This window comes from Desulfoluna sp. HI9BLuna, assembly GCF_056829775.1.
Window position 1 is genome coordinate 3,247,158 of record NZ_CP186555.1, and the last position, 23,521, is coordinate 3,270,678.

The window sequence follows — 23,521 nt, forward strand, 5'->3', positions numbered from 1 at the left end:
TGTGTTGAACAAAAAAAGCCCCCTTGCGCTGCAAGGGGGCTTTTTGCGTTGGGTCCCGGGCGTTCTAACAGGGCCTAGAAGGGGATGTCGTCGTCGGGCGGGTTGGTGAAACCGGGATCACCGCCGCCGAAACTTCCGCCCTGGTCAAAGCCGTTGCCCTGGGGCTGGGCCGCAGGCTGCTGGGGGGGCTGTTGTGCGGGCTGCTGGGGCGCGCTGTTGTAGCTGCCCGGGTAGCCGCCGGCGCTGCCGTAGCCACCGCCCTGGTTTTGATTCTGGTTCTGGTTGTATCCGCCGCCCTGGTAGCCGCCGTTCTGGCCTCCGCCGAAGCCGCCGCCCTGCTGGCCGCCGCCGTCTGCGTTGCGGCCGCCCAGGAAGGTGACCTGGTTGGCGATGATGTCGGTGGAGTATCGGGTGATGCCGTCCTTTTCATAGGAGCTGGTCTGGAGGCGTCCCTCGACGTAGACCTGCCGTCCCTTGGCAAGGAACCGGCCGCAGTTTTCTGCTGTTTTTCCGAACACGGTGATGCGGTGCCACTCTGTTCGCTCGTTGCGCTCTCCGCTGTTGCGGTCCACGCGGACGTCGGTGGTGGCGACACTGAATTTGCAAATGGCAAGACCGCTGGGGGTGTAGCTCACCTCCGGGTCCCTGCCCAGGTTTCCGATAATCATCACCTTGTTTAAACTGGCCATGGATGCCTCCTTGGAAGGTCAAATCGAATGGGCCGGAGCCCTTTATTTACAGATCAATTAAGTAATGACAGCTTCGCAAAAAGTCGAACAAGCCATTATGAATGGATTAGATACAAGATATGGAAAGGGTTGTCAATCTGCTCGCCTATCCATGCCGGGACGGATTTCCGGGCCACAGGCGGGGTTAACCGGGGCGGGCGGGCTTCTTCAGGGAGCGTAAATCCTGTTGACGGTTGCCAAGTGCCTTCACTAAGATGATGAAATCCCATAGCCGAACCGGAGAGAAGCTCCCATGGCGGCTTTTAAAAAAAACTGCAGGGATGGTGGGACCCCGAAAAGGGGATGCGCGCCTATGCTGTGACGGTTTTTTCCAAAACGGGGTATGGCCTGAAGGGCGCGGACAACGGGCGCTGAATGACCACTCTTGAGATGGCAGGTGTTGGATGAGGTCGAAACGGAACGTATGGGCCTGGCTCGTGGGAGCAGGCACTCTTTTTTTTGCGGCGGATGCCTGGGCCGACGGTCTTTCGGAGATTCACTGGGGATTTCAGATCATGGGGCTGATGGGGGGGCTGGCTTTTTTCCTCTTCGGCATGGAGCTCATGAGCGACGGCATGCAGCGGGCGGCCGGGGACAGGCTTCGAACCATCCTGGCCAACCTGACCAAGAACAAATACCGGGGGATGCTCCTGGGCATCGTGGTCACCATGCTGGTGCAGTCGGGCAGCGCCACCTCGGTGATGCTGGTGGGCTTTGTCCAGGCCGGTCTCATGCAGTTTATCCAGACCATCGGGGTGCTCATTGGGTCGGGCATCGGCATGACCATCACGGCCCAGCTCATCGCCTTCAAGGTGACCGATTATGCCCTTCTGATGATCGTGGCGGGTTTTCTCATCCGGCTCCTTGCCAAAAGGGACTCGGTGAAATCCTTTGGCGACGTGCTCCTGGGGTTCGGGGTCCTGTTTTACGGCCTTAAGCTCATGGGGGACTCCATGCGGCCCCTGCGCAGCAGCCAGGAGGTGATCACCCTGCTCTCAAGCCTTGAGAACCGGTTCCTGGGCCTTCTCATCGGGGTGGTGCTCACCACCCTGATCCAGAGCTCCACCGCCTTTATCGGGATCCTCATCGTGCTGGGCCTTGAGGGGCTCATTTCCCTGGAGGCGTCGATTCCCATGGTCCTGGGAGCCAACATCGGCACCTGTGTCACCGCGGGGTTTGCCAGCATCGGCGCCAACCGGGACGCCAAGCGGGTGGCCCTGGCCAACGTGATGATCCGGGTCATCGGGGTCATGATCTTTATCGGGTTTATCCCCGAGTTCACCTGGTGCATTGCCTGGCTGGGGGCTGAGTTCAACTCCGACATTGCCCGTGAGATCGCCAACGCCCACTCCGTGTTCAACATCGTCATCGGGGTGATTGTGCTGCCCTTCAGCGACGCCTTTGCAAGGCTCATCGTGCGGATGCTGCCGGAGACCTCCTGCCCCATCCCCAGGTACACCACCACCTTCCTGGATGAGAGCAAGATCTTCTCTCCGGCCCTGGCCGTTGACCTGGCCCGTTCCGAGATCTCACGCATGGCAGCGGCCCTGGAGTACCTGCTCAAGGCCGTGGCCATCCCCTTTGTGACCCAGAGTCCCAAGCGGGACAAGGTCTACCCGGAGCTGACCCTCATGGAGGGCATCGACATGCGCGAAGAGGAGATCGACTTCCTGGAGGAGAAGATCACCGATTACCTGCTCAAGGTGGCCCGCAGCGGGGCCTCGGACGCCCAGTTGCGCGTGGTCTACGCCATGGTCTCCATTGTCCGGGACATGGAGAGCATCGGGGATATCATTCACCGCAACGTGCTGCCCCTGATCCGGAAAAAGCATGCCCTGGCCCACGACTTCTCCGAAGAGGGCAGGGAAGAGCTCACCATCTATCACCAGAAGGTGTGCAAGCAGATCCGGCTCCTGAAAGAGGCCTTCGCCGAACAGGACCTGGAAAAGGCCAACCGCATCATGGTCAAGGAACGAAAGTACCTGGACCTGGAGCTTCAGTACCGGGTCCACCACCTCGACCGGCTGGTGGGCAAGCAGGAGGCCTCCGTGGAGACCCACGAGGTCCACACCGAGCTGATGAACCTTATGGTTCAGATCATTGTCTACTCATCCAACATCGCCAAGACCTTCCTGGAGACCGAAACCCGGGAGAAGGCACTGCTTATTTAACCAAAAAGCTTTCTGTGGTTAACGTTTGGGTGGAAAAAGCACGCCTCCGGCGGCCAGGTGGGGGCACCTGGAAACCTTGTGGCGAATGCATGAAGGCAGATATCATGCACACGTTTTCGGGGCATTCGCGTGGGGTGCGACATGTGGCAACCGTTTTTGCAGGAGAGGCCAATTTTATTCCTCTTGGATGAGGTTTGGGCCCTGGGTTTTGGTTGTCCGCGACCTTTGAAACACTGAGAAAAATCGACTGAAACGGAGGACCGCACTCCGGTACGGTTTTTTTAGTCCGTCGTTACCCGAGCCGCACCGGAGTGCGGCGCTCCAGGGGACAAGGGTGTTCGGGCGGGGACAGGCCGATGGCCTAAATGATGATCAAGGCCTACGTTTGTTTGAAAGGCGGATGTGATTTGACCCGAGGAACGAGGGGCAAAGCGCATGCGCAATTTGCTTTCAAGGTGGCACACCTTGCCGCCGGAGGCCCTTTGAGCTGAGTATTTATGTTTTTTATTTTTGGAGGACCGGAGACTGGAAACACCTCAGGAGACGAAAAAAGGCGACACCGCCTTTGAAAAGAGGGTGCGCCGTCGTGTGGCGGGTCGAGAGCACACCTTTTATGTAAGTGCCGCGCCGGGCCTCGGCGGGCTGCTGGCCCAGGAGGCCGAGGAGTGCCTGGGCGTTTCCGTCGCGCGGGTCACCGGCGGGGTGGAGTTTACCGCACGCCTGGAGGCCATGTGGCAGGCGGCTCTCTCCTTGCGCCTTGCCAACCGCATCCTGGTGCGCCTGGCGAGCTTCAAGGCCGAGAACTTTGAGAAGCTGGAGCGGCGGGTCGCTGAAATTCCCTGGGAGCTCTGGCTGCCTGCCCATGCCGTCCCCGAGGTGGTGGTGACTTCCCACCATTGCCGTCTCTACCACACCGACGCCGTGGCCCAGAGGGTGGCAGGTGTGGTGGAAAAGGCCCTGCCCGGCGGGGAGGGGCAGGTGTCCCAGAAGATTTACCTGAGGGGGGAGGACGATCGCTTTACCCTCTCTTTGGATGCCGTGGGCGAGCCTTTGTACAAGCGCGGGGTCAAGACCCACGGCGGCAGGGCGCCCATCCGTGAGACTCTGGCTTCAGCCATCCTCACCCTGGCCGGGTACACCGGGGAGGCGCCCCTGGCAGATCCCATGTGCGGGGCCGGGACCTTCAGCCTGGAGGCGGCCATGCGGGCAACCCGAACGCCCCCGGGTATGTATCGCCATTTTGCCTTTGAATCCTGGCCTTCTTTTCGGGAGAAAGGCTTTGCCCACATGAAGCGGGAGGCCCAAAAGGCACTGCACGAGGTGTCAGCCCCCGTGATCTTTGCCTCGGATTTGGACCAGGGGGCTGTGGATCGCCTCGGGGTCACCCTGGATGGGCTGCCCTTCGGCAAGGCCGTGGGGGTCAGGGCCGGGGATTTTTTCGCCCTGGATCCGGCTTCCTTTGCTTCTGAGCCCGGGGTGGTGGTTTTCAACCCGCCTTACGGCAAGCGGATCAAAGGAGGCAACGATGCCTTTGTGGTGCGCCTGCTGGATCATCTCGCCACCCACTGGCGCGGATGGACCGCTGCCCTGGCCGTGCCCAAGCAGCAGGTTCCCCGGCCCATGCCCAAGGGGTTCCATGGGCATCCCATGTCCCATGGGGGGCTGGATCTCACCGTCCTTGTCGGTCGTCTTTCCTGACGCCTTTTCTTCCGTTTTTCATCTGTCCGGGCGCATGAACGTGCGCCTGGATCCCTCCTGCCCGATTCATCCCTCGACATATCGGAACTGCTCTGTTTTTTGTGCGATTGCGCCTTTTTTCTGATGCGGATCGATCCCAAAAGGACCCTACGCGTGGTGAACGCCGTTCCGGGTCTGGGACCGGATTTTCGGTGTGGTTGTCCGCTTTGCCGGATGGGAAGGCGCGCGGGGAGATGTTCGCGTCGGGGATTGATAAAAAATCAATGGGATTATTGACCGGACCTATTCGCCGATCCGGCGTTTGTTTTTGCGTTCCCCCGGTACTCCTTCAAGAAAAAGTTGAAGGGAATCATTTTGTTAGCGGCTTTACAATTGACAAAACTTTCATCGTCATATATCTGCATTCTAATTGCTCGAAAAGAACTTTTTATTTGGTTTGGGAAGGCCAATACGTGCTTTTCGGCAAGTAATCGCAAGTGGAACAGACGCCTGCTGGAGCACAAGGGACGAAACCACGCTCCAGGTGATGGCGTTTGTTGTTTTATGAACAACCGGCAGGGTTTGTGCAAGACCCTCTGCGGTTTGGACACCGGATATAAAAGGACAGGGAAGTTCCTTTTAAGAATAGGAAGAAAGAGGTTTATGTATTTAATTTTCTGATTTTCAGGGGGAAGTATCGTTATGTTGACCAAAGTGTTTCCATTTCTGCTCTGGTTCAAGGACTACGACACAGGAAAGTTCAGAACCGACGTGGTGGCCGGCATTACCGTGGCCATGGTTTTGATTCCACAATCGATGGCATACGCTCAGCTGGCCGGGCTTCCGGCCTACTACGGCCTGTATGCCGCATTTCTGCCGCCCATGGTGGCGGCGCTTTTTGGCTCCAGCCGCCAGCTGGCCACCGGACCGGTGGCTGTGGTGTCGCTGATGTCGGCGGCGTCGCTGGAACCGCTTGCCACGGCAGGGAGTACCGAATTCATCGCCTACTCGGTGCTGCTGGCCCTCACCGTGGGGACCTTTCAGTTCCTGCTGGGCGTGCTGCGCCTCGGCCTGGTGGTGAATCTTCTCTCCCACCCGGTGGTGAACGGGTTCACCAACGCGGCGGCCATCATCATTGCATCGAGCCAGTTCTCGAAGCTCTTCGGGGTCTATGTGGACAAGGCGCCTCATCATTATGAGACGATTCTCCATGTCTGCCGTTCGGCCCTTCATTACACCCACCTTCCGACCCTCGCCATGGGGGTCTTCTCCATCGCCATCATGGTGATCCTCAAACGGGTCAATCCCAAGATTCCCAACGTGCTGGTGGCCGTTGCCGTCACAACGGTGATCTCCTTTGCCTTTAAGTTCAACCACGATGTGTTCGTACCTGTGGAGAGCATCAAGGCCCCGGCCATCACCGCCAAGATCGACGCGTTTAACCGGGATGTCGCAGAGATTGCGACTCTGGGGGCAGAGCGTGCCGCCCTCAACACCCGGCTCAAGGCTGTGGAGGATCAATCCGAAGGGCCCATTCCCAGCTCCGAGAAGATGGAACTGGACTATGAGCTGGCACGGATCAATGCCCGCATCGACACCCTGAAGACCTCCTCGGGGTCCCTGCGGGAAGAGCTGCGCCTGGTTCATTTCTCCGCACCCAAGGAGGCCGGGGAGAGCCCTGTCTTTTTCGTGGGCGGGAAAGAACCCCAGGGCATGGTGACCGACGGGCGTAAGTGGCGCCTCAAGGTGGGGAACAAGCCCCTGGCCCTGGACGGCCTGAAGATGATCGGCGCCGGTGCCGTGGTGGGGGACATCCCCAAGGGCCTCAAGGTGGGCATTCCCACCCTGCCCGACAACACCACCTTCCTGGGGGCCTTTATCCAGCTGCTGCCCTTTGCCGTGATCATCTCCCTTCTGGGCTTCATGGAGGCCATCGCCATTGCCAAGGCCATGGCCGCCAAGACCGGCCAGAAGCTGGACCCCAACCAGGAACTCATCGGCCAGGGCCTGGCCAACATCATCGGTTCCTTCGGCCAGAGCTACGCGGTCTCCGGCTCCTTTTCGCGGTCTGCCGTGAACCTCCAGGCCAACGCGGTGAGCGGGATCTCCTCGGTGGTTACCAGCCTCATGGTGGCCCTGACCCTGCTCTTTTTCACCCCCCTTCTCTACCATCTGCCCCAGGCTGTGCTGGCCTCGGTCATCATGATGGCGGTGATCGGGCTGGTGAACGTGAAAGGCTTTGTGCACGCCTGGAAAGCCAAGCGGGCCGACGGCGCCATCAGCGTCATCACCTTCATCTGCACCCTCTACTTTGCACCGCACCTGGAAGAGGGGATCATGGTGGGGGTCGCCCTGACCTTCATCGTCTTCATCTACAAGAACCTGCGGCCTCGCGTGGCACTGCTCTCCAGGTCCGAAGACCAGACCTTCCGAAGCTCTGTGAAGTTCGGTCTCAAGGAGTGCCAGCACATCGCCGTTGTCCGGTTCGACGGACCCCTGATCTTCACCAACGCCTCGTATCTTGAGGACAAGGTGTTGGAGTTCATCACCGTAAAGCCGGACCTTCGTCACATCCTCATCGAGTCCAGCGGCATCAACGACGTGGATGCCTCCGGGGAAGAGGCCCTGGCAATCCTCATCGAGACGGTGCGCGAGAGCGGGCGCGGTATCTCCTTCAGCTCCATGAAGGAGGAGGTGGTCGCCGTTCTGGAACGGACCCATCTCCTGGAGACCATCGGCAAGGAGAACATCTACCCCAACGGGGAGAGGGCCCTGACCGCCATCTACCAGCAGATCCACAAAGAGGGCGCCTGTGGCGGGTGTCCCCTTTCCAAGTATCTGCCTGCGGAAGAGGCAGCCAGCGCCTGATCAAGGCCGAACCAAGGTGCAAGACGAGGGGGACGGGCCCTGTGCCCGTCCCCCGGCAACGAAGGACAACATTGCCGAACAGGACGGTCCATGGACCGTTTGAAGCCCGGACGACCATGCCGCCGTTTTTTTTCAAAAGGACGGCATGGGGGCAAAACCCCCCTTTCCTGTGGCGGCAATCGAAAAAAGGAGGTACCACAAGATGAAACAGTTGGAAAAACTCATTGATCGCGTGATCGCCCGGGTCAACGTGAACCTGCGGACGTTTTCGTTTGATGCGGAACCCTATGCCAAAGATGTGGTTCCCTTTAAGCAGATGCTTCGCTTCAACGCCTTTTACGGCGTCACCAGCCACCATCCCCTCCACGTCAATTTCAAGAACTCCAGCCTGGCGGGCAGCTATTTTCTCGGCAAGTGCTTTACGGACAACGCCGTCCTGTACAAGACCGATGTGCGGGGGGACGAGCTCAAGCGCAAAGGGGACACCATGCTCTTCCAGGGCGCGGAAGTGCCCGTGGAAAAGGATGAAGAGATCCATATCAAGGACAGCTACCTCATCAAGGCCTTGATCCACAACTATTCCCACGACCCCGAAGCCCCGGAGGAGTTTCTGATCCGGAACACCATCGCCAGCTTTTACTCCAACATCCACGGCGCCCCGGTGGAAGGGTGCTATATCGCCCCCTTTGCCACCGTGGACCTGACCTCTCTGCACGGCTGCAAGGTGGGAACCTTTGCCTTTGTCCAGAGCGCCACGGACCTCTACCATGAAGAGATCCCCGACGGCACCATCTGGATCAACGGGGGCACCTTTGAGTTCAAGTACACCTACGATCCCGAGGTGCTGGCCCGCTACATCAAGAACGTTCCCGGCGGCAAGCCCGAAGGGGTCCTCTGGGACTTCATGGAGGACCGGAAAGGGGATTACAGCGATATCTACAGCTCGGCTGTGAGCACGACGCCGGTGACTGTTTCCAGCAAGTCCGCCCTCAACCGGTACGCTTACGTGGCCGGGGACACTCACATCCATGAAAATGTCCTCGTCTCCCAGCGGGCCTATTTGGACAATGCCTGGATGGGGCCGGGCACCAACGCCCAGGAGCACTCCTACGTCATCAACTCCATGCTGGAGAAGAACGATGTCACCGCCCATGGCGCCAAGATCATCAACGCCAATTTAAGTGAGCGGGTGTTTGTGGGGTTCAACTCCTTTATCAACGGCAAGCCCGGCATGCCGGTTTCCATCGGCGCCGGTTCCATGGTGATGCCCCACACCATCATCGACGTGGAAGAGCCCCTGACCATTCCAGAGCGCCATGCGGTCTGGGGCTATATCCGAAACGCCGACGACCTGAAGAATCACAGCATCTCCCTGGACGACCTCTCCGAGGTCACCGGCGAGGTGAACCTGGGCAACCTGACGTTCTCCGGCAGCGGATACGATTTGGTGCATGCCTTCGAGCACCGTATCGACCATATCCTGGAGGCCAACGGCGCTTTCTTCGGGGATGTCAGCAAGGTGAGGGGCCATGCCCAAGCCGGGCATATGATCTCCTTCAACACCCTGCAGCCTTACCTGACAGGCAAGAGCAAGGGGATTTTTCCCACCATTGATATTCAGCCCTAAGGAAGAAATCCGGTCCCTGGTTTTCAGGGACCGTTCAAGGGGGACGGGGCGCTGTCCCCCTTGAAATGATGCCCGGCCTTGGGTATTCTTTGGCCATGCATCTCCCACACATCTTAGGGGAAAGGGGGCGCCATGAAGATTCGAGAATGCCTTGACGTGAACCATATCTACGTGGGGGTTCACCTGCCCGGCAAGGACGACGTGCTGGCGTTCCTGGCGGACAAAGCGGCGGCCTCCGGCCTTGCCGCAGATGCCCCGACCCTTTTGTCCGGTTTCCGGGAGCGTGAAGAGAGCTTCACCACCGGCATCGGCCTGGGCATTGCCCTGCCCCACACCACGTCGCCTTTGTGCACCCGCACCACCCTGTTTCTCCTGCGCCTCACCCGGCCCGTGGACTTTGACTCCATCGATGATGAGCCCGTGGACGTGGTCCTGGCCCTGATCATTCCCACCACCAACCCGTCGGAGCACCTTCAGATCCTGGCCCGTACCGCACGCCTGTGCAAGCAGCAGGCCTTCCCCGAGGCCATTCGTCAGTCCTCGGATGCCGGGACCCTCTGGGAGACCATCCGGCGGATTGAAAAGGACGCGGAGATTGCCTGGTACGGCGGGGAGGTGTAGCCGTGTACCAGATGATGATTGTGGTGCAGAGCGAAGAGACCGCCGATGAACTCATCACCGGCTTCATGGACCTGGGCGTCACCATGAGCGCCGTGGTGGATGCCACCGACGCCCTGGAGATCATCAGCCACCATGTGCCCCTGTTTGCGGGCTTCCGTCTCATGGCAGGGGGCGGCATCACCCGCAGCCGCGCCATCTTCTCCATCGTGGAGACCGATGCCCTGCTTCGCCGCCTGAAAAAGTTCGTGGGCCGCACCATCTCCGGCCGACGCGAAGAACGCGGGTTTTATACCGTCACCCCCATGACCGAAGGCGGTCCCCTCTCCAACCTGGTTTGATTCCCTTTTAAAAAATGCCTCCGGCGGCAAGGTGTGCCACCTTGAAAGCAGGTAGCGGATGTGCATTGCCCCTCGTTCCTCGGGTCAAATCACATCCGCATTTAAAACGACATCTATAAAAATGTTTTTTATGACCTGTTTGTTAAACTTTTTAAAAGTTTAGCCCCCGGCAGGGCCGCCGGAGGCAGGCTTTTACCGCCGGTCTTTTCCCTCTTCTCCGGTCAGTACCAGGGCGCGTTTGAAGGCCACGGGGCCTATGAACTGGTTGATGGTGATGACGGCCAGGGTGAGGGTGGTGAGGTAGCTTGCGGTGAGCGGGTCTTTGCGTGCGATGATCTGGGTAAGGCCGATGGCCACCCCGGCCTGGGTGAGGTGTGCCATCCAGGCGAGGCGGCGTTCCGGTGCGGGGAGGTTTGCCATGCGCCCTGCAAGGCGGGTGGAGATGGCAAGCCCTGCGGCACGGGAGGTGGCCAGGACCAGGGCCAGGGGCCAGCAGATGGCCAGGGCGCCAAGGTCCAGAGAGGCCCCTGCCACCGAGAAGAAAAGTACGTAGATGGGCAGGGAGAGGCGCATGAGGTCCCCTTCGAGTTCTTCGCCGAAGGGGGTGGCGTTGCGCACCACAAAGCCTGCGGCGATGCAGATCAACAGGGGCTCCAGGCTGAGGTGGAGGGCTGTAAATGCGCTGAGCTGGTGCCCTGTGAGCACAGAGAGGCGGGTGACGGTAAAGGCGATGAAGAGCAGAAAAAGGGCGTGGTCTTTTCCCACCCGCTTGTAAAAGGCGTTGATGCCCATGCCCAGAAGGGCCCCCATGGTAAGGGAGCCTGCCAGTTCGAGGACCAGGACTCCGGCCTGGTGCCAGCCCGTGGCGCGGCTTCCGTCCAAAAGGGGGGAGAGCAGGGCCAGGGCCGCGGTGAACAGGACGATCACCAGCACATCCATGGCCACGGTGATGCCCAGGGCCGTTTCGGTAAAGGGGCCCCGGGCGCGGCATTCGGTGATGATGGCCATGGCCGACGAGGGGGATCTGGCGATGGCGATGATGCCCGACAAAAGGGCCAGGGCCAGGAGCTGGGCCTGGGTGATCTGGGCGGTGAAGGCAAAGAGGGGGGCGGTGACCATGATGGCGCCGAAGACGATGAGGGGCACCAGCAGGCACTGAAAGGCCAGGTTGAGGCCCAGGGCCAGGCTGCGGCCCGAGAGCAGGGTCCGGTCCAGGGCGGCCCCGGCGTGCAGGGCAATGAAGCTTAAGGCGATCTCGTTGATGAGCTGGAGCTTTTCCACGGTGTCCACATCGAGGAACTGGGTCACGTGGGGGCCTGCCACCACCCCTGCCAGGATGTAGCCGGTGATTTTGGGGATGCCCAGGTGGGCGAGGAGTTCGGCGGTGAGAAAGCCGCAGAGCAGGGTGGCTGCCAGGGTGATGTTGATGGCTCCGGCCACCTGCCAGCTGCTGTCGATGGGGATCTCCATGGACCAGGCGCACAGGGCCACGGCCATGGCCAGGGTGATGGCGTTTCGGACGATGCGGGTGGCGGGGCGCGGGGTCATGGCGTGGTCTCCCTTTTGGGGACCAGCTCGCCCCAGGTAAGCCGTCCGGAGAGGTCACTGACCAGGGTGGCCAGGAGGATGGCGGTGACAAGGTTGTGGGTGATCGGTCCTGGAAAGGCGTGCTGGGCGTCAAAGCAGAGGGCCAGGGCCAGGCCTCCCTGCTCCATAAAGGCAATGCCAGCGCGCCTGGGCAGGGCCACGCCGGTGTGCAGGTGAGAGATGAGCCATCCCCCGGCCAGCTTGGCTGACGAGCGCAGGAGAAGGTAAAGGACCGCCGTCAGCACAAGGCTCTGGGAGAAGGTGACGGCCCGGGCTCCCAGTAAAATAAGCAGGAGCAGGTAAAGGGGCTTTTCAAGGATGATCACCATGGATAAAATGCGGTCCCTGTACCGGGTGGTGTTTCCGAGGAAAAAACCGGTGATGGCGTTGGCCAGCAGGGGGGAAAAATGGTGGGTTGCCGCCAGCCCGCTCGTGAGGACCACCATGCCGGTGACGATGAGGAGCAGTTCTTCCCTGGGGCGCCGTTCTGAGAAAAAGAGGGTGTAGAGTACCACCAGGGCGGCGGTGCTCATGAGGACCATGGGAAGGTCGGTCTGGATGGACATGGAGAGCCGGTCCGGCAAAGGGTTGGGGGCGCAAAAGAAAAAGGCCGCCGCAAACACCCCGAGGCTGAGGAGGCTTCCCGCCGTTGCAATGCGCATCAGGGTCGTGACGGCCCGGGTGGGTCTCAGGCCCGGGCTGGCCATGACCAGGGCGGCCTGGGAGCTGCAGGCGGCCGTGGCAGCCGTCACCAGGGCCAGGGAGAGGGTGTGCCCCGGCTCCAGCAGGGGGAAAAAGAGCAAGATCACGGCCACGAAGAGAAGAAGGGTCATGCCGGTGTCCAGGACCACGGCCACCAGAAACGGCGGAGAGAGACGCCGCATAAAGGGAAGGTCGAGCTGCAGGCCGTACATCAGCCCCACCCACCCGGTGACCAGCCCGTCCAGGGGGTAGAGCTCCGTGGCGGTTTGTTCGTCGAGGATCCCAAGGAGGTCCGGGCCCAGGAGGTATCCTACCAGGAGAAAGGCCGCCCCCGAGAGATGAAAGCGGCTGCCCGGGCTCCCGTAGACCAGGTGGTAGCCGATGAGGGCCAGAAAAAGAATCGTGGAAAGTGTGATGAAAAGGGACATGTCTCATCCTGCGTCAGGGTGAAGGGCATGGTTTTGTTTCGGCAATTATATAGAAGGATGGAAGGAAAAGTAAACATGCCTCATGTGATGATCAGCGCCTGCCTGGCGGGAGAAAACGTTCGGTACAACGGAATTCCCGTGGAGGATGTGGACAAACGGCTCAAAAAGTGGCTGGCGGAGGGAAAGGCTGTTTTGTTCTGTCCGGAGGTGGAGGGTGGGCTGGTCACCCCCCGGGACCCGGCTGAGATCATCGGTGAAGGGGGCGGAAAGGCCGTGCTGGACGGCACGGCCCGCGTTGTCTCGGAGAAGGGGGAGGATGTGACCGAAGCCTTTGTGGACGGCGCCCGAAAGGCCCTGGCCTTTTGCCTGGAAAAGGGCATCCGCTTTGCTCTGCTCCAGGAGAGAAGCCCCTCCTGCGGGAGCCACCTCATCTACGACGGGCGCTTTCAGGGCACCCGTATCCCGGGCCGCGGCGTCACCGCGGCCCTTCTTGAACAGCACGGCATCCGGGTCTTCAGCGAGGCCGAGATTGATGCCCTGGAATCTGCCTTTACAGGTTCTCTTTAAAAATTTCGTCGCGGTCCGCCTCCCGGGTGAGGGGCTGGGACTGCTCGGTGGGAACGGTGCCCTCTTTGAAGCATTCAAAGAGGGTTTTTTTTGTGTCCGGGCCGGGCAGGAGCCCGGTTTCGGTGTCGATCTTGGCAAAGACCACCCCTTCGGGCACCTCAAAGACCTTCACGGGTTTGTCGGCGAGGATCCCCTTCATGAAGCTCAGCCAGATGGGGCTGGCGGCCCGTGAGCCGGTTTCGCTTTTGCCCAGGGGCGCTTTCTTGTCGTTGCCCACCCAGACCCCGGTGACGTAGGTGGGGGTGTAGCCCATGAACCAGGCATCGTAGAGGTTGTTGGTGGTGCCCGTCTTGCCGGCGGCAGGGCGTCCGAGCTTGCGCACGCGCCTGCCCGTGCCCTCTTCCACCACGCTTTTCAAAAGGCTTGTCATGAGGTAGGCGGTGGACGGCTCAATGGCCTGGTTTTTGATGGGCACGGCCTCTTCCAGGACGTTTCCGTCCCGGTCTTCGATGCGCGTGATGAAGGTGGGTTCCACCAGGTAGCCCAGGTTGGTGAAGACCGAGTAGGCCCGCACCAGCTCCAAAAGGGAAACCCCGGAAGACCCCAGGGCAATGGAGAGGTCCTGGTTGATGGGGGAGGTGATGCCGAGCTTTCTGGAATAGTCGATGGCGTAGTTCACCCCGATTTCTTTCAAGACCTTGATGGTGATGATGTTCATGGACTTGGTGAGGGCTTCCCGCAGCAGGGTGGCGCCGTGGAAGGTGCGCTCGTAGTTGTTGGGCTTCCAGGTGAAGTCCCGGTCTTCATCCAGGTAGACCACCGGGGAGTCGATGATCACCGTGGCCGGGGTGTACCCCTTGTCGATGGCGGCGGCGTAGACAATGGGCTTGAAGGCGGAGCCCGGCTGCCGCCTGGACTGGATGGCCCGGTTAAACTGGCTGTTCTGGAAGTCCCGCCCGCCGATCATGGCCTTGACGTATCCGGTGTCTGCCTCGATGGAGAGCAGGGCCGCCTCCGAGGCCGGGTCCTGGTGGAGGGCCAGGGACCAGAGCTCCGACTTGCTGAGGAGGCTCTGGGTGTCGGTGCCGGGGTTCTCGGTTCCCCATTTGCCCTTGCCGTCGTATTTGCCTGCGATTTTGACAAGGATGAGGTCGCCCTGGGTGAGGGCCTCCGAGGGATTTTTGATGCGGTCTTCCCAGTAGCCTCTGTGGATGTTGGGTTTTCTGGCCCATTTCATGTTGGCCAGGGGCAGGACACCGCGTCGGTTGCCGCATCGGACCAGTACCTCACCGCTTTTGTCGTCCACCTTCTCCACCACCCCTTTTAAGATGGTGCCGTCGGAGATGGTCTTGCCCTCCATCTCCCGGGCGAGGTCGATGGCGGTCTGTTCGGCCTCGGCCGGGGTGAGGTGGCCCAGGGGGCCCCGGTAACCCTGGCGACGGTCCAGGGCCTCAAGGCCCTGGGTGACGGATTTCCGGGCGATCTTCTGCATCTCGATGTTAACGGCGGTCTGGATCTTTAGGCCCCCTTCGTAGAGGGCGTCGGCACCGTATTTTTTCTCCACGTAGCGTCGGACGTACTCGGTGTAGCAGGGGACCTTTTCGATGTACCAGTTTCGCCTGGGTTTGATGTCCAGGTGGGTGGCCATGGCCTCGGTGGCCTGGATGTTGGTGATGTAGCCCTCCTCCACCATGCGGTTGAGGACGTAGATCTGCCGCTGTTTGGCCCTCTCTTTATAGCGGAAGGGGGAGTATCGGCTGGGGGCCTGGGGGAGTCCTGCAAGGATGGCGCATTCGGCCAGGTTCAGGTCCTTGGCGGACTTGCCGAAGTAGTTTTCCGCGGCGGCCTCCACCCCGTAGGCGCCGTGGCCCAGGTAGATCTGGTTCAGGTAGAGGTAGAGCACCTCGTTTTTGCTGAAGCTCTTGTCCAGCCGGTAGGCCAGGATCGCTTCCTTGATCTTTCGTTTGTAGTTCCGGGCCGGGGTGAGGAAAAAGGACTTGGTCACCTGCTGGGTGATGGTGCTGCCCCCCTGGACAATGGCGCCGGCCTTGAGGTTTTTGGTGAAGGCCCGGATGATGCTGAACAGGTCAATGCCCCGGTGTTTGTAAAAGCGCGCATCCTCGGCGGAGACAAAGGCCTGGAGAAGCTGGGGGGGCATCTCGGACAGGGGAATGACAATGCGCCGCTCCCGGAAGAATTCCCCGATTTTGCGGCCGTCGTCCGAGGTGACCACGGTAACCGTGGGGGGCCTGTAATCCTTCAGCTGGGTGATTTTGGGCAGGTCGGCGCTGAAGTAGAGGTAGATGGAAATACCGGAAACCAGGGCGAGACAGAACCCCAGGAGCGCAACTCGCAGCAGAAAGCGCAGGACACGCCGCTTTCTGGGGGTGGGTTCAGGGGGGGGGCGTCGGTGGTGTTCGGGTCGCGGTGATCTGGGGTATCGGTCATGACAATCTCTTTGTTAGCAATGATATCGGGGGTGTTGGCGCCATGGCATTGTCCCCCCACTGTATACAGCCTCTCTTTCCCTGGGGGAGGAGGGCATGGGATCGTTGTGGGATGTCGTCGTACAATCGAAAAAAACTATCAAGGATTGGACCCCGATGCAAGGGGCGGGAATGAAAAAGCAATTGACAAGGGGGCAGGCAGCGATTAGGCAAGGGAGCATGCCCGGCTCGGACGCCGGGGCTCTGCGGCGCGTAACCGGCCGGGCCCCCGGGCGGTGTCCTTTCGGTGACGGCACGTACCGTCGGGGCCGATCCGTGGCGGATTCTGGTGTGAAACAGCGTGATGTGCGGGGGCGTGTGCCGCCCGGCGCGAAAACGATACCTGTGGAAGGAGACGAGGTGATGGTGGAACTGGATTACACGAAATTTGACGGTCTTCTCCCGGCCGTGGTGCAGGACTGGGAGAGCGGGGACGTTCTCATGGTGGCCTTTATGAACGAAGAGGCCTTTAAGCTCACGGTGGAGACCAAAAAGGCCACCTACTTCAGCCGATCCCGGGGCAAGCTCTGGGTCAAGGGCGAGAGCTCCGGCAACGAGCAGATGGTCAAGGAGATCCGCATCGACTGCGACGCAGACACCGTTCTGCTCAAGGTGGTCCAGAAGGGCGGGGCCGCCTGCCACCTGGGGTACAAGAGCTGCTTTTTCAGGAAGGTGGAAGGGGAAGAGCTCGTGGTGACCGGAGAGCCCCTCTTTGACCCGGACGAAGTGTACAAGAAGTAAGAGATAAAAAAGGCGTGGTCTGCCCATGCTCTATGGGGATAGAAGACGGAGGCGACCACACGATTTGGTGATCAACGCCCGGCCGGGCGGGGGCCTTTGATGTTGGTGTATGGCCGTTTGCCGCGAGCCGGGCACAGACCGAAGTCTTCGGTGGTTTGACGAAGCCTTCATGCATGGAGTGTGTATGAACGAGCAGTTGAAACTTGGACTTCCCAAAGGCAGCCTCCAGGAGGCCACCCTTGCCCTCTTTAAGAAAGCGGGTTGGAACGTGTCGGTGAGCGGGCGAAGCTACTTTCCCGACATCAACGACGACACCATGACCTGTGCCCTTTGCCGGGCCCAGGAGATGGCCCTTAATGTGGAAAACGGCACCCTGGACGTGGGGCTCACCGGCAGGGACTGGATCGCCGAGTACCAGTCCGACGTCCACGTGGTGACGGACCTGGTCTACTCCAAGGTGAGCGCCAAGCCCGCCCGGTGGGTGGTGGCCGTGGCCTACGACTCGCCGGTTAAAACCCTGGAAGACCTCCAGGGCAAGACCGTCTCCACGGAGCTGGTGGGGGTGACCAAGCGGTTCTTTGCCGAGAAGGGCATCGACGTGAAGGTCAAGTTCTCCTGGGGCGCCACCGAGGCCAAGGTGGTCTCCGGCCTGGCAGATGCCATCGTGGAGATCACGGAGACGGAGAGCACCATCAAGGCCCACGGCCTGCGGGTGATCCACGAGCTTATGCAGACCAACACCCAGCTCATCGCCAACCGCGCGGCCTGGGCGGATCCTGCCAAGCGAGAGAAGATTGAAGAGATGGCCATGCTCCTGAAAGGGGCTCTGGTGGCCGGAAAGCTTGTGGGGCTTAAGATGAACGTCTCCAAAGAGGATGTGGAAAACGTGGTGGGCCTGTTGCCCAGCCTCCACGCCCCCACCGTGGCCCACCTCTACCAGAGCGACTGGCTCTCCGTGGAGACGGTTGTGGATTCAGGGACCGTGCGGGACCTGATCCCCAAGCTCCTCAGGGAAGGTGCCGAAGGGATCATTGAGTACCCCTTGAACAAGGTGATCAATAAATAAGCCCTTCCCGCGGCGGGAGGCCTCTTTTTTGTGGCAAGTGCCCTTGGGGTTGTGGTAAGGGTATGAAACCATTCGGAAGAAAGAGACGTTTTCCGTCCTCCGAACCTGATTGACATATACGCCCGGAGCCGTATGGCCCGGGCTTTTCGTTGTATACCAGAAACTGTGGCGCCTTAACGCTCTGCGGTTTATGACGCCGCGGCATGATGCACCTGCGCACGGGCCGCCGGGAAAGAAACAGACCATGAAAATCCTGTCAGCCGAGTTTGTGACCAGCGCGGTGAAGGCGGATCAATACCCCGAGCTCCGGCTCCCGGAGATCGCCTTTGCAGGCCGCTCCAACGTGGGGAAATCCTCCCTGATCAACGTGCTGGTGAACCGCAAGCGCCTGGTGAAGACCAGCTCCACCCCCGGGCGGACCCAGCTGGTGAACTTTTTTGACATCAACGATGAGATCACCTTTGTGGACCTGCCCGGTTACGGGTATGCCAAGGCACCCAAGCGCGTGGTGCGCGAGTGGGGCCCCATGGTGGAACGCTACCTGGCCGAGCGCCGTTCCCTGAAAGGGGCGCTGCTCCTCATCGACATCCGGCGGTCGCCCCGGGAGGATGAGTTCAACCTCATCGAGTGGTTCCGGGCCCACGGCATCCCCTTTCGGGTGGTGCTGACCAAGGCCGATAAATTTTCCAACAACAAGCGGCAGAGCAATGTGTCGCGCATTGCCAAGGAGCTGGGGCTGAAGAGCCGCGAGATGATCGTTTTTTCCGCCCTGACGCGAAGCGGCAGAGACGAGGTCTGGCAGGCCATTACCGAGTTGATCGCGCCGCCTTCGGCCCCCATGGACCAGGAGTAAGGGACCACCCATATGGAAAACACACACGATTTCAACGGATTTAAAAGCGGCTTCGTGGCCCTGGTGGGTGCGCCCAACGCAGGCAAATCGACGCTGATGAACAAGCTGCTGGGGGAAAAGCTCTCCATCACCTCCCGAAAGCCCCAGACCACGCGTCACCGCATCCTCGGCGTGGTGCACCGGGAAGAGATGCAGCTTGTCTTTGTGGACACCCCCGGGGTGCACAAGTCCAACCGCGCCCTGAACGTGCGCATGGTGGATGTGGCCCTCACCGCCCTGGGCGACGTGGACGTGGTGGTCTTCATGACCGACGTCCATGAGCCCGACGAGGAGTCGGACGCCTACCTCGTGGGCCAGCTCAAGAAGGTGAACCGGCCCGTGATCCTGGCCCTCAACAAGGTGGACCGCATCAAGAAGCCCGAGGTTCTGGCCCACATCGAAAAGTGGCGAGGCATCCACGACTTTCATGCCATCATCCCCCTGTCCGCCAAGCACGGAGACCAGGTGGATTCCCTGCTCTCGGAGATCGCAAAGATCATGCCCGAGGGCCCTCCCTTCTACCCCGAAGACGTCATCACCGACTTGCCCGAGCGCTTCTTTGTGGCGGAGATGGTCCGGGAAAAGATCTTTCGCCTCACCGGCCAGGAGATTCCCTACTCCACGGCTGTTACCGTGGACACCTTCACCCGGGAGAAGAAGCTCGTGCACGTGGAGGCCACCATCCACGTGGAGCGTGATTCCCAGAAGGGGATCATCATCGGCAAAAAGGGCACCAAGCTCAAGGCCATCGGCGAGGAGGCGAGAAAAGCCATCGAAGAGATGGTGGGCAAAAAGGTTTTCCTTAAGCTCTTTGTCCGTGTGGAGAAGAACTGGTGCAAGGACACCAAGGCCATTCGACGCCTGGGAATTTAGCGATGGACTGGTTTATTGGTGCCGATGAAGCGCACATCAAGCGAGAGCGGCGAAAGGCGCGGGAGCTTCGCCAGAGCCAGTGGTGGAAGCGCCGCTGCGCCAAGGGCGTGTGCCACTGGTGCGAGCAGCCGGTGAAACCGGCGGAGCTCACCATGGACCATGTGGTTCCCGTGGCCCGGGGCGGAATGAGTACCAAGGGCAATGTGGTGCCCTGCTGCAAGACATGCAACACCAAGAAGAAACAGCTGCTGCCCATGGAGTGGGACGCGTGGCTGGAGGGTGTGAAAAAAAGCAGCGTGTAAAACGACGCGGATCACTCCCCATGGCGTAAAGACGAATAAAAAAGGCCGGTACCTGGATGATTCCAGGGGACCGGCCTTTTTTTGTCTGGGGGCGGAGGTCTTTAGCCTTCCTGCTGGCAGAGCCGATGGATGGTCTGGGCGTGCCATTTGCCGCGACCGGAGAAGGTGGGCAGGCCCAGCTCGGTGAGGTGGGCGGCCACTTCGTTGTAGGTGGAGCCCTGGGCACGCATTTTGTGGATCATGCCGATGATTTCGTCCTTGGACATCTCGGCGGCCGGGGCTGCTTCCTGCTCGGGGAGGTCGTCCATGGGCTCTTCGTCCACAAGGCCCAGCTCGTCCTCGTACTCACGCGCCACGGCGTCGATGCCGGAGACAACCTTGTCGATGGTGGGGAATTCGGCCCCTGCAAGGGAACTGATGATGCTTGCGATCTCTTCGATGGCCTCGGCCTTGCGCTCTTCGGCGATGGCTCTGCGCTCGTGGATCTCCATGGCCTGGTTCTGCTGGGTCACCATGGTCTCCAGGAGGTCTTTGATGAGGCCGAGGTTTTCATCCTTCTGGGCGTAGTCGTTGCGGGGCCGCTGGTGGTACCGCCGGTTGTCGTTGTTCCGGTGGTAGTTGTTCTGGTTGTCGTTATTGTTGCGATGGTGGTTGTGGTAGTTGTTGCTGTTGTTCTGATTGTTCTGGTACTGCTGCTGGTTGTTGTGATGGTTCTGCTGATTGTGGTGGTGATTGGAGTGACCGCCGTTGTTGTGATCGTAGGGACGGCGTGACTGGTGGTTGTGCTGGTATCGCTTGTCTTTGGACTGGTTGCGAATGGATTGGAGAAAATCGCTCATGAAAAATACTCCTGTGCCTGGTGATGGTGCGCAACTCCTATGGCAAAAGATGTTGCTCGGCGTCATGTGAATCGGCGAAATATGTGTTACCGATGCGGGGTCGCCCGGCGTGCGATCAAGGCAGGCATCGGGTGGCTCCGGGGTGGCGCCGTCATAAAAATTGCGGTGATAAATCATTCCTTTATCGGCAAACTCACCATGGGATGGGCATGTCGTCCGGGAACGTTTGCCGTCCCTTCTGGGGCGACAATTCTCTTTTTATGCGGATTTTTTTTGGTAACAGATATTTCTCATGGTGTCAAACGGAATCGTTTTTTAGGCGATTATTAGGAAGTGATGAGTATTCGCAGAGGGTACGTTTTGATAAGGTATATTAGAAAAAAGAAGGGAGAAAATGAGGAGGTAAATCGCGAACAGCCCCGTTAAACGGGGCTGTTGTTAATCGAAGAGTCCGGTGGCCACCACCTTTTCATGCATCTCGCCGTGGCAGAGTTTCTCCTTATAGGAACGGATGAGGGAGAGCCCTTCTTCCCGCGTTGACAGGGTAACGGCCCTTTTCCTGAAACTGCTGCATCCGGGCAGGCCTTTGACAAACCATCCCAGGCGGCTTCGCATGGTCTTGCAGGCGATAAATTCATCGGTAAAGTAGTCGAGGGTGTCGGTGAAGTATCGCTCCATCATGGCGAAGTGGTCAACCAGTGACGGTTTTACGATATCCCCGGATAACAGGGCGTTGATGCGTTTGAACAGGGCCGGATCGCCGATGGCGGCCCGTCCGATCATCACCGCGTCGCAGCCGGTGGTTTCGAACATGCGAAGGGCGTCCTCCGGGGTGAGGATGTCGCCGTTGCCGATGACAGGGATGCCCATGGCCTCCTTGATCCGCTTGATGACGGACCAGTCCGAATGACCGCGAAAGCCCTGCTTTGCGGTGCGCGGGTGCACCGCCACGGCATCGACTCCCGCCTCTTCGGCAAACCGTGCCAAAAGCAGGGCGTCGTCCCCGGAGGCGTCCCAGCCGGAGCGCATCTTGACGGTGAGGGGGATGGTGATGGCGTCCCTGACGGCCTTGAAGATCTCTCTGGCCAGGGCGGGTTCGCCCATGAGGGCCGAGCCCGAGCCGGTCTTGAGGACCTTTTTGACGGAGCAGCCGCAGTTGATGTCGATCATCTCGGCCCCTGCGGCCTCCACGCGTCGGGCCGCCTCGGCCATCATGGCCGGGTCCGATCCGAAAAGCTGGATGGACAGGGGCTTTTCTTCGGGGCGGCTGTCCATGAGGCGGTAGGTCTTTTCCGATGCGTAGATGAGGCCATTGGCGCTCACCATCTCCGAGACCACGAGGCCGGCCCCCATCTCTTTGGCCATGAGGCGGAAGGGGAGGTTGGTGATGCCGGCCAGGGGGGCCATCACCGTGGGGCTGTCCAGCTTGATGTTTCCAATGGTAAAACGTGTCATCTCTCGTCTCTATGGTTCGGGCGTACCCTGCCCGGGCGTTTGTTTTTTGCGGGCGAATGCGCCGTCCCTTAAGCCTTGGGGGCAGGAGCCTTCGCGGAACTGGCGTAGCAGTACAGGCAGCCCGTGGGGCAGGGGTGCCGTGTGTAGGAGCCGATATCTTTGCTTTGGGTGCACCGGCACCCGGCCTCTTTTCTCTGGCCCGAGTCCCGTGCAAGGGAGAGATCGCCCCCGTAGAGCCCGGCCAGGAGCGGCCCGGGGATGCATGCGGACGGCGTGATGCCGCTGCCGAAGGGCAGGGCGTCCTGGAGCGCGTTCTCACAGCAGGTAAACAGATCGATGTCGAGGGCTTGCAGCTCCCGGTTCAGGCGCAAAGCGACGGCTACTTTCTCATGGATGGGAGGATCCGTCAACTCGATTCCCGCGGCCCGGCAGCGGCGAACCACTTTGGGGTAGAGATCCGCGAAGCTGGTGATGCAGCGGCGGATCCCGGCGTCGCGGGCCGCCTTTGCGATGCTGGAAAAATCGTGGAGGTTGTCGCAGGGGGTACCGGTTGCGTCCCGGTAGTGGCAGATGGGGTCAAAGCGCCAGACCACGGCGTCCGGGCCCACGCGACGGCAGAGCTCGGCCATGGCCTCCAGGCGGCGGTCCAGGGGGGGGACGCCGGGCTCCAGAAGTCTGTCCGTGCTGTTGACGGTGAGGTTGAAGTAGAGGTGGAACCCTTTTTTCCGGAGGCTGTCATCGCAGCCCCTTTTCAGGAAGGGGCCGATGTCCTTTGTCCAGAACACAAGGGTATGAACGCTCTCCGGGGTGAGGGCAACCCGCCGGGTTTCACCGGTATAGGGGTGATCAACGAGGGCCTCTCCGGCTGCGACGGAGTCCATAAACCAGTCCAGGTAGTGGGCCGGGATATCGCTGCGCCGGGAAACGGAGAGGACGTGTCGTTTGGAACTGCGTGTTGCCATCCACCTTTCCGAAAGGGGCTACTTGTTCCCGAAGGGGAACTGAATCACTTTGGCATCGGGCTGTTGCGGTGACGGCTCGGCGTCGTTGACGGCGAGGTGTTCCTCCATCGCGGGCACTTCCTGCATCTCGGTCAGGGGCTCGTCGTCCCACTCCTCGTCCTGGTCCACTTCGGGGCAGACGACTTTTTCGAGGCGCATGCGCTTGCCGCCCATGGTGAATTCGTCCCCATCGATGTACGCCCCCTTCAGGATCCAGGTCGCCGAGTGCACGGGAATCTGCAGAAAGAGCAGCTTGACGTGGAACCAATCGGGTTTGTCATCTTCCCAGATCTCCTCAATACGAGCGAAGGCCAGGGGGGTGTCTTCGTAATAGATCAGTACGATGTCCTTTTCGAACGTCATGCTACCGGACATGTCACGCTCCTTGCTTCCAACCGGGTGTTTTACAATGAAAAAAAGGCAAAAGCCCCTTTTTTGCGAAATTGCATTATGCACCTTTTTCGCCAAATTGGAAATCGAAAAGATGCTCTTTGGTATTCATGGGATACCGCGTCGGGAACAACAGCCTTGTTCGGTGCGGGGCACCGGCCG

Annotated in this window: 20 protein-coding genes; 12 read left to right on the forward strand and 8 right to left on the reverse strand. The window is 60.3% G+C overall.

The window, feature by feature from the left end; translation table 11 throughout:
- Nucleotides 1-74 precede the first annotated feature (74 nt).
- On the reverse strand, nt 75-689 hold the full coding sequence (locus tag ACOYW0_RS13125; RefSeq protein WP_482414323.1) for a single-stranded DNA-binding protein: 615 nt from the start codon (nt 687-689) through the stop codon (nt 75-77).
- A 443-nt stretch (nt 690-1,132) separates the two neighbouring features.
- Between ACOYW0_RS13125 and ACOYW0_RS13130 the strand changes: the two genes are divergently transcribed.
- From ACOYW0_RS13130 to ACOYW0_RS13155, 6 genes are all read left to right on the forward strand, one after another.
- Nucleotides 1,133-2,899 (forward strand): Na/Pi cotransporter family protein, encoded by a 1,767-nt coding sequence (locus ACOYW0_RS13130; protein ID WP_482414324.1) that lies wholly within the window; start codon nt 1,133-1,135, stop codon nt 2,897-2,899.
- 588 nt (nt 2,900-3,487) lie between these two features.
- Nucleotides 3,488-4,597: a THUMP domain-containing class I SAM-dependent RNA methyltransferase gene (locus tag ACOYW0_RS13135; protein ID WP_482414325.1), complete on the forward strand. Its 1,110-nt coding sequence runs from the start codon at nt 3,488-3,490 to the stop codon at nt 4,595-4,597.
- Nucleotides 4,598-5,278: 681 nt separating this feature from the next.
- Nucleotides 5,279-7,444 (forward strand): SulP family inorganic anion transporter, encoded by a 2,166-nt coding sequence (locus tag ACOYW0_RS13140; RefSeq protein WP_482414326.1) that lies wholly within the window; start codon nt 5,279-5,281, stop codon nt 7,442-7,444.
- Nucleotides 7,445-7,646: 202 nt separating this feature from the next.
- Nucleotides 7,647-9,071 carry a transferase gene (locus ACOYW0_RS13145; RefSeq protein ID WP_482414327.1) on the forward strand — a complete coding sequence of 475 codons (1,425 nt, stop codon included), beginning with the start codon at nt 7,647-7,649 and terminating at the stop codon, nt 9,069-9,071.
- A 132-nt stretch (nt 9,072-9,203) separates the two neighbouring features.
- Nucleotides 9,204-9,692, forward strand: a complete 489-nt coding sequence (locus ACOYW0_RS13150; protein ID WP_482414328.1) for a PTS sugar transporter subunit IIA — start codon at nt 9,204-9,206, stop codon at nt 9,690-9,692.
- A gap of 2 nt (nt 9,693-9,694) precedes the next feature.
- Nucleotides 9,695-10,030, forward strand: coding sequence for a hypothetical protein (locus ACOYW0_RS13155; protein WP_180138870.1), 336 nt, complete (start codon nt 9,695-9,697; stop codon nt 10,028-10,030).
- Between the two features lie 192 nt (nt 10,031-10,222).
- Here the strand turns inward: ACOYW0_RS13155 and ACOYW0_RS13160 are convergent, their stop codons facing one another.
- Complete coding sequence (locus ACOYW0_RS13160) at nt 10,223-11,578, reverse strand: cation:proton antiporter (protein WP_482414329.1); 1,356 nt, start codon at nt 11,576-11,578, stop codon at nt 10,223-10,225.
- Nucleotides 11,575-12,747, reverse strand: a complete 1,173-nt coding sequence (locus ACOYW0_RS13165) for a cation:proton antiporter (protein ID WP_482414330.1) — start codon at nt 12,745-12,747, stop codon at nt 11,575-11,577. Before ACOYW0_RS13165 ends, ACOYW0_RS13160 begins: the two co-directional genes overlap by 4 nt.
- A gap of 75 nt (nt 12,748-12,822) precedes the next feature.
- Here ACOYW0_RS13165 and ACOYW0_RS13170 point away from each other — a divergent pair, with 75 nt between their 5' ends.
- A complete protein-coding gene (locus ACOYW0_RS13170; protein ID WP_482414331.1) occupies nt 12,823-13,314 on the forward strand; it encodes a 2-thiouracil desulfurase family protein in 492 nt (163 codons plus the stop codon).
- Here ACOYW0_RS13170 and ACOYW0_RS13175 read toward each other — a convergent pair.
- Nucleotides 13,298-15,547 (reverse strand): penicillin-binding protein 1A, encoded by a 2,250-nt coding sequence (locus ACOYW0_RS13175; protein ID WP_482414332.1) that lies wholly within the window; start codon nt 15,545-15,547, stop codon nt 13,298-13,300. The genes ACOYW0_RS13170 and ACOYW0_RS13175 overlap by 17 nt on opposite strands.
- A 544-nt stretch (nt 15,548-16,091) precedes the next feature.
- Between ACOYW0_RS13175 and hisI the strand changes: the two genes are divergently transcribed.
- The 5 genes from hisI to ACOYW0_RS13200 all read left to right on the forward strand — a co-directional run bounded on the left by hisI (nt 16,092) and on the right by ACOYW0_RS13200 (nt 19,674).
- Nucleotides 16,092-16,541: a phosphoribosyl-AMP cyclohydrolase gene (hisI, locus tag ACOYW0_RS13180; protein ID WP_482414333.1), complete on the forward strand. Its 450-nt coding sequence runs from the start codon at nt 16,092-16,094 to the stop codon at nt 16,539-16,541.
- 184 nt (nt 16,542-16,725) lie between these two features.
- Nucleotides 16,726-17,607 carry an ATP phosphoribosyltransferase gene (gene hisG / locus ACOYW0_RS13185; RefSeq protein ID WP_482414334.1) on the forward strand — a complete coding sequence of 294 codons (882 nt, stop codon included), beginning with the start codon at nt 16,726-16,728 and terminating at the stop codon, nt 17,605-17,607.
- Between the two features lie 244 nt (nt 17,608-17,851).
- Nucleotides 17,852-18,460: a ribosome biogenesis GTP-binding protein YihA/YsxC gene (gene yihA, locus ACOYW0_RS13190; protein ID WP_482414335.1), complete on the forward strand. Its 609-nt coding sequence runs from the start codon at nt 17,852-17,854 to the stop codon at nt 18,458-18,460.
- 12 nt (nt 18,461-18,472) lie between these two features.
- On the forward strand, nt 18,473-19,372 hold the full coding sequence (gene era / locus ACOYW0_RS13195; RefSeq protein ID WP_482414336.1) for a GTPase Era: 900 nt from the start codon (nt 18,473-18,475) through the stop codon (nt 19,370-19,372).
- Nucleotides 19,373-19,374: 2 nt separating this feature from the next.
- On the forward strand, nt 19,375-19,674 hold the full coding sequence (locus tag ACOYW0_RS13200) for an HNH endonuclease (RefSeq protein ID WP_180138886.1): 300 nt from the start codon (nt 19,375-19,377) through the stop codon (nt 19,672-19,674).
- 101 nt (nt 19,675-19,775) lie between these two features.
- Here ACOYW0_RS13200 and ACOYW0_RS13205 read toward each other — a convergent pair whose 3' ends face one another.
- The 4 genes from ACOYW0_RS13205 to ACOYW0_RS13220 all read right to left on the reverse strand — a co-directional run bounded on the left by ACOYW0_RS13205 (nt 19,776) and on the right by ACOYW0_RS13220 (nt 23,344).
- The gene (locus tag ACOYW0_RS13205; RefSeq protein ID WP_482414337.1) at nt 19,776-20,513 is read right to left on the reverse strand and encodes a hypothetical protein; all 738 of its coding nucleotides are present in this window, start codon (nt 20,511-20,513) and stop codon (nt 19,776-19,778) included.
- Between the two features lie 438 nt (nt 20,514-20,951).
- Nucleotides 20,952-21,968: a tRNA dihydrouridine synthase DusB gene (dusB, locus tag ACOYW0_RS13210; protein ID WP_482414338.1), complete on the reverse strand. Its 1,017-nt coding sequence runs from the start codon at nt 21,966-21,968 to the stop codon at nt 20,952-20,954.
- 68 nt (nt 21,969-22,036) lie between these two features.
- Nucleotides 22,037-22,930: a DUF1848 family protein gene (locus ACOYW0_RS13215; RefSeq protein WP_482414339.1), complete on the reverse strand. Its 894-nt coding sequence runs from the start codon at nt 22,928-22,930 to the stop codon at nt 22,037-22,039.
- 18 nt (nt 22,931-22,948) lie between these two features.
- Nucleotides 22,949-23,344 (reverse strand): hypothetical protein, encoded by a 396-nt coding sequence (locus tag ACOYW0_RS13220; protein ID WP_482414340.1) that lies wholly within the window; start codon nt 23,342-23,344, stop codon nt 22,949-22,951.
- Nucleotides 23,345-23,521 lie beyond the last annotated feature (177 nt).

Coding starts and splice junctions, on each gene's coding strand:
- ACOYW0_RS13165 (WP_482414330.1), bottom strand. CDS start 12,747: ATGTCCCTTTTCATCACACTTTCCACGATTCTTTTTCTGGCCCTCATC.
- hisG (WP_482414334.1), top strand. CDS start 16,726: ATGAACGAGCAGTTGAAACTTGGACTTCCCAAAGGCAGCCTCCAGGAG.
- ACOYW0_RS13205 (WP_482414337.1), bottom strand. CDS start 20,513: ATGAGCGATTTTCTCCAATCCATTCGCAACCAGTCCAAAGACAAGCGA.
- ACOYW0_RS13125 (WP_482414323.1), bottom strand. CDS start 689: ATGGCCAGTTTAAACAAGGTGATGATTATCGGAAACCTGGGCAGGGAC.
- ACOYW0_RS13215 (WP_482414339.1), bottom strand. CDS start 22,930: ATGGCAACACGCAGTTCCAAACGACACGTCCTCTCCGTTTCCCGGCGC.
- ACOYW0_RS13140 (WP_482414326.1), top strand. CDS start 5,279: ATGTTGACCAAAGTGTTTCCATTTCTGCTCTGGTTCAAGGACTACGAC.
- ACOYW0_RS13170 (WP_482414331.1), top strand. CDS start 12,823: ATGCCTCATGTGATGATCAGCGCCTGCCTGGCGGGAGAAAACGTTCGG.
- ACOYW0_RS13160 (WP_482414329.1), bottom strand. CDS start 11,578: ATGACCCCGCGCCCCGCCACCCGCATCGTCCGAAACGCCATCACCCTG.
- ACOYW0_RS13200 (WP_180138886.1), top strand. CDS start 19,375: ATGGACTGGTTTATTGGTGCCGATGAAGCGCACATCAAGCGAGAGCGG.
- ACOYW0_RS13150 (WP_482414328.1), top strand. CDS start 9,204: ATGAAGATTCGAGAATGCCTTGACGTGAACCATATCTACGTGGGGGTT.
- ACOYW0_RS13220 (WP_482414340.1), bottom strand. CDS start 23,344: ATGTCCGGTAGCATGACGTTCGAAAAGGACATCGTACTGATCTATTAC.
- ACOYW0_RS13145 (WP_482414327.1), top strand. CDS start 7,647: ATGAAACAGTTGGAAAAACTCATTGATCGCGTGATCGCCCGGGTCAAC.
- era (WP_482414336.1), top strand. CDS start 18,473: ATGGAAAACACACACGATTTCAACGGATTTAAAAGCGGCTTCGTGGCC.
- yihA (WP_482414335.1), top strand. CDS start 17,852: ATGAAAATCCTGTCAGCCGAGTTTGTGACCAGCGCGGTGAAGGCGGAT.
- ACOYW0_RS13130 (WP_482414324.1), top strand. CDS start 1,133: ATGAGGTCGAAACGGAACGTATGGGCCTGGCTCGTGGGAGCAGGCACT.
- dusB (WP_482414338.1), bottom strand. CDS start 21,968: ATGACACGTTTTACCATTGGAAACATCAAGCTGGACAGCCCCACGGTG.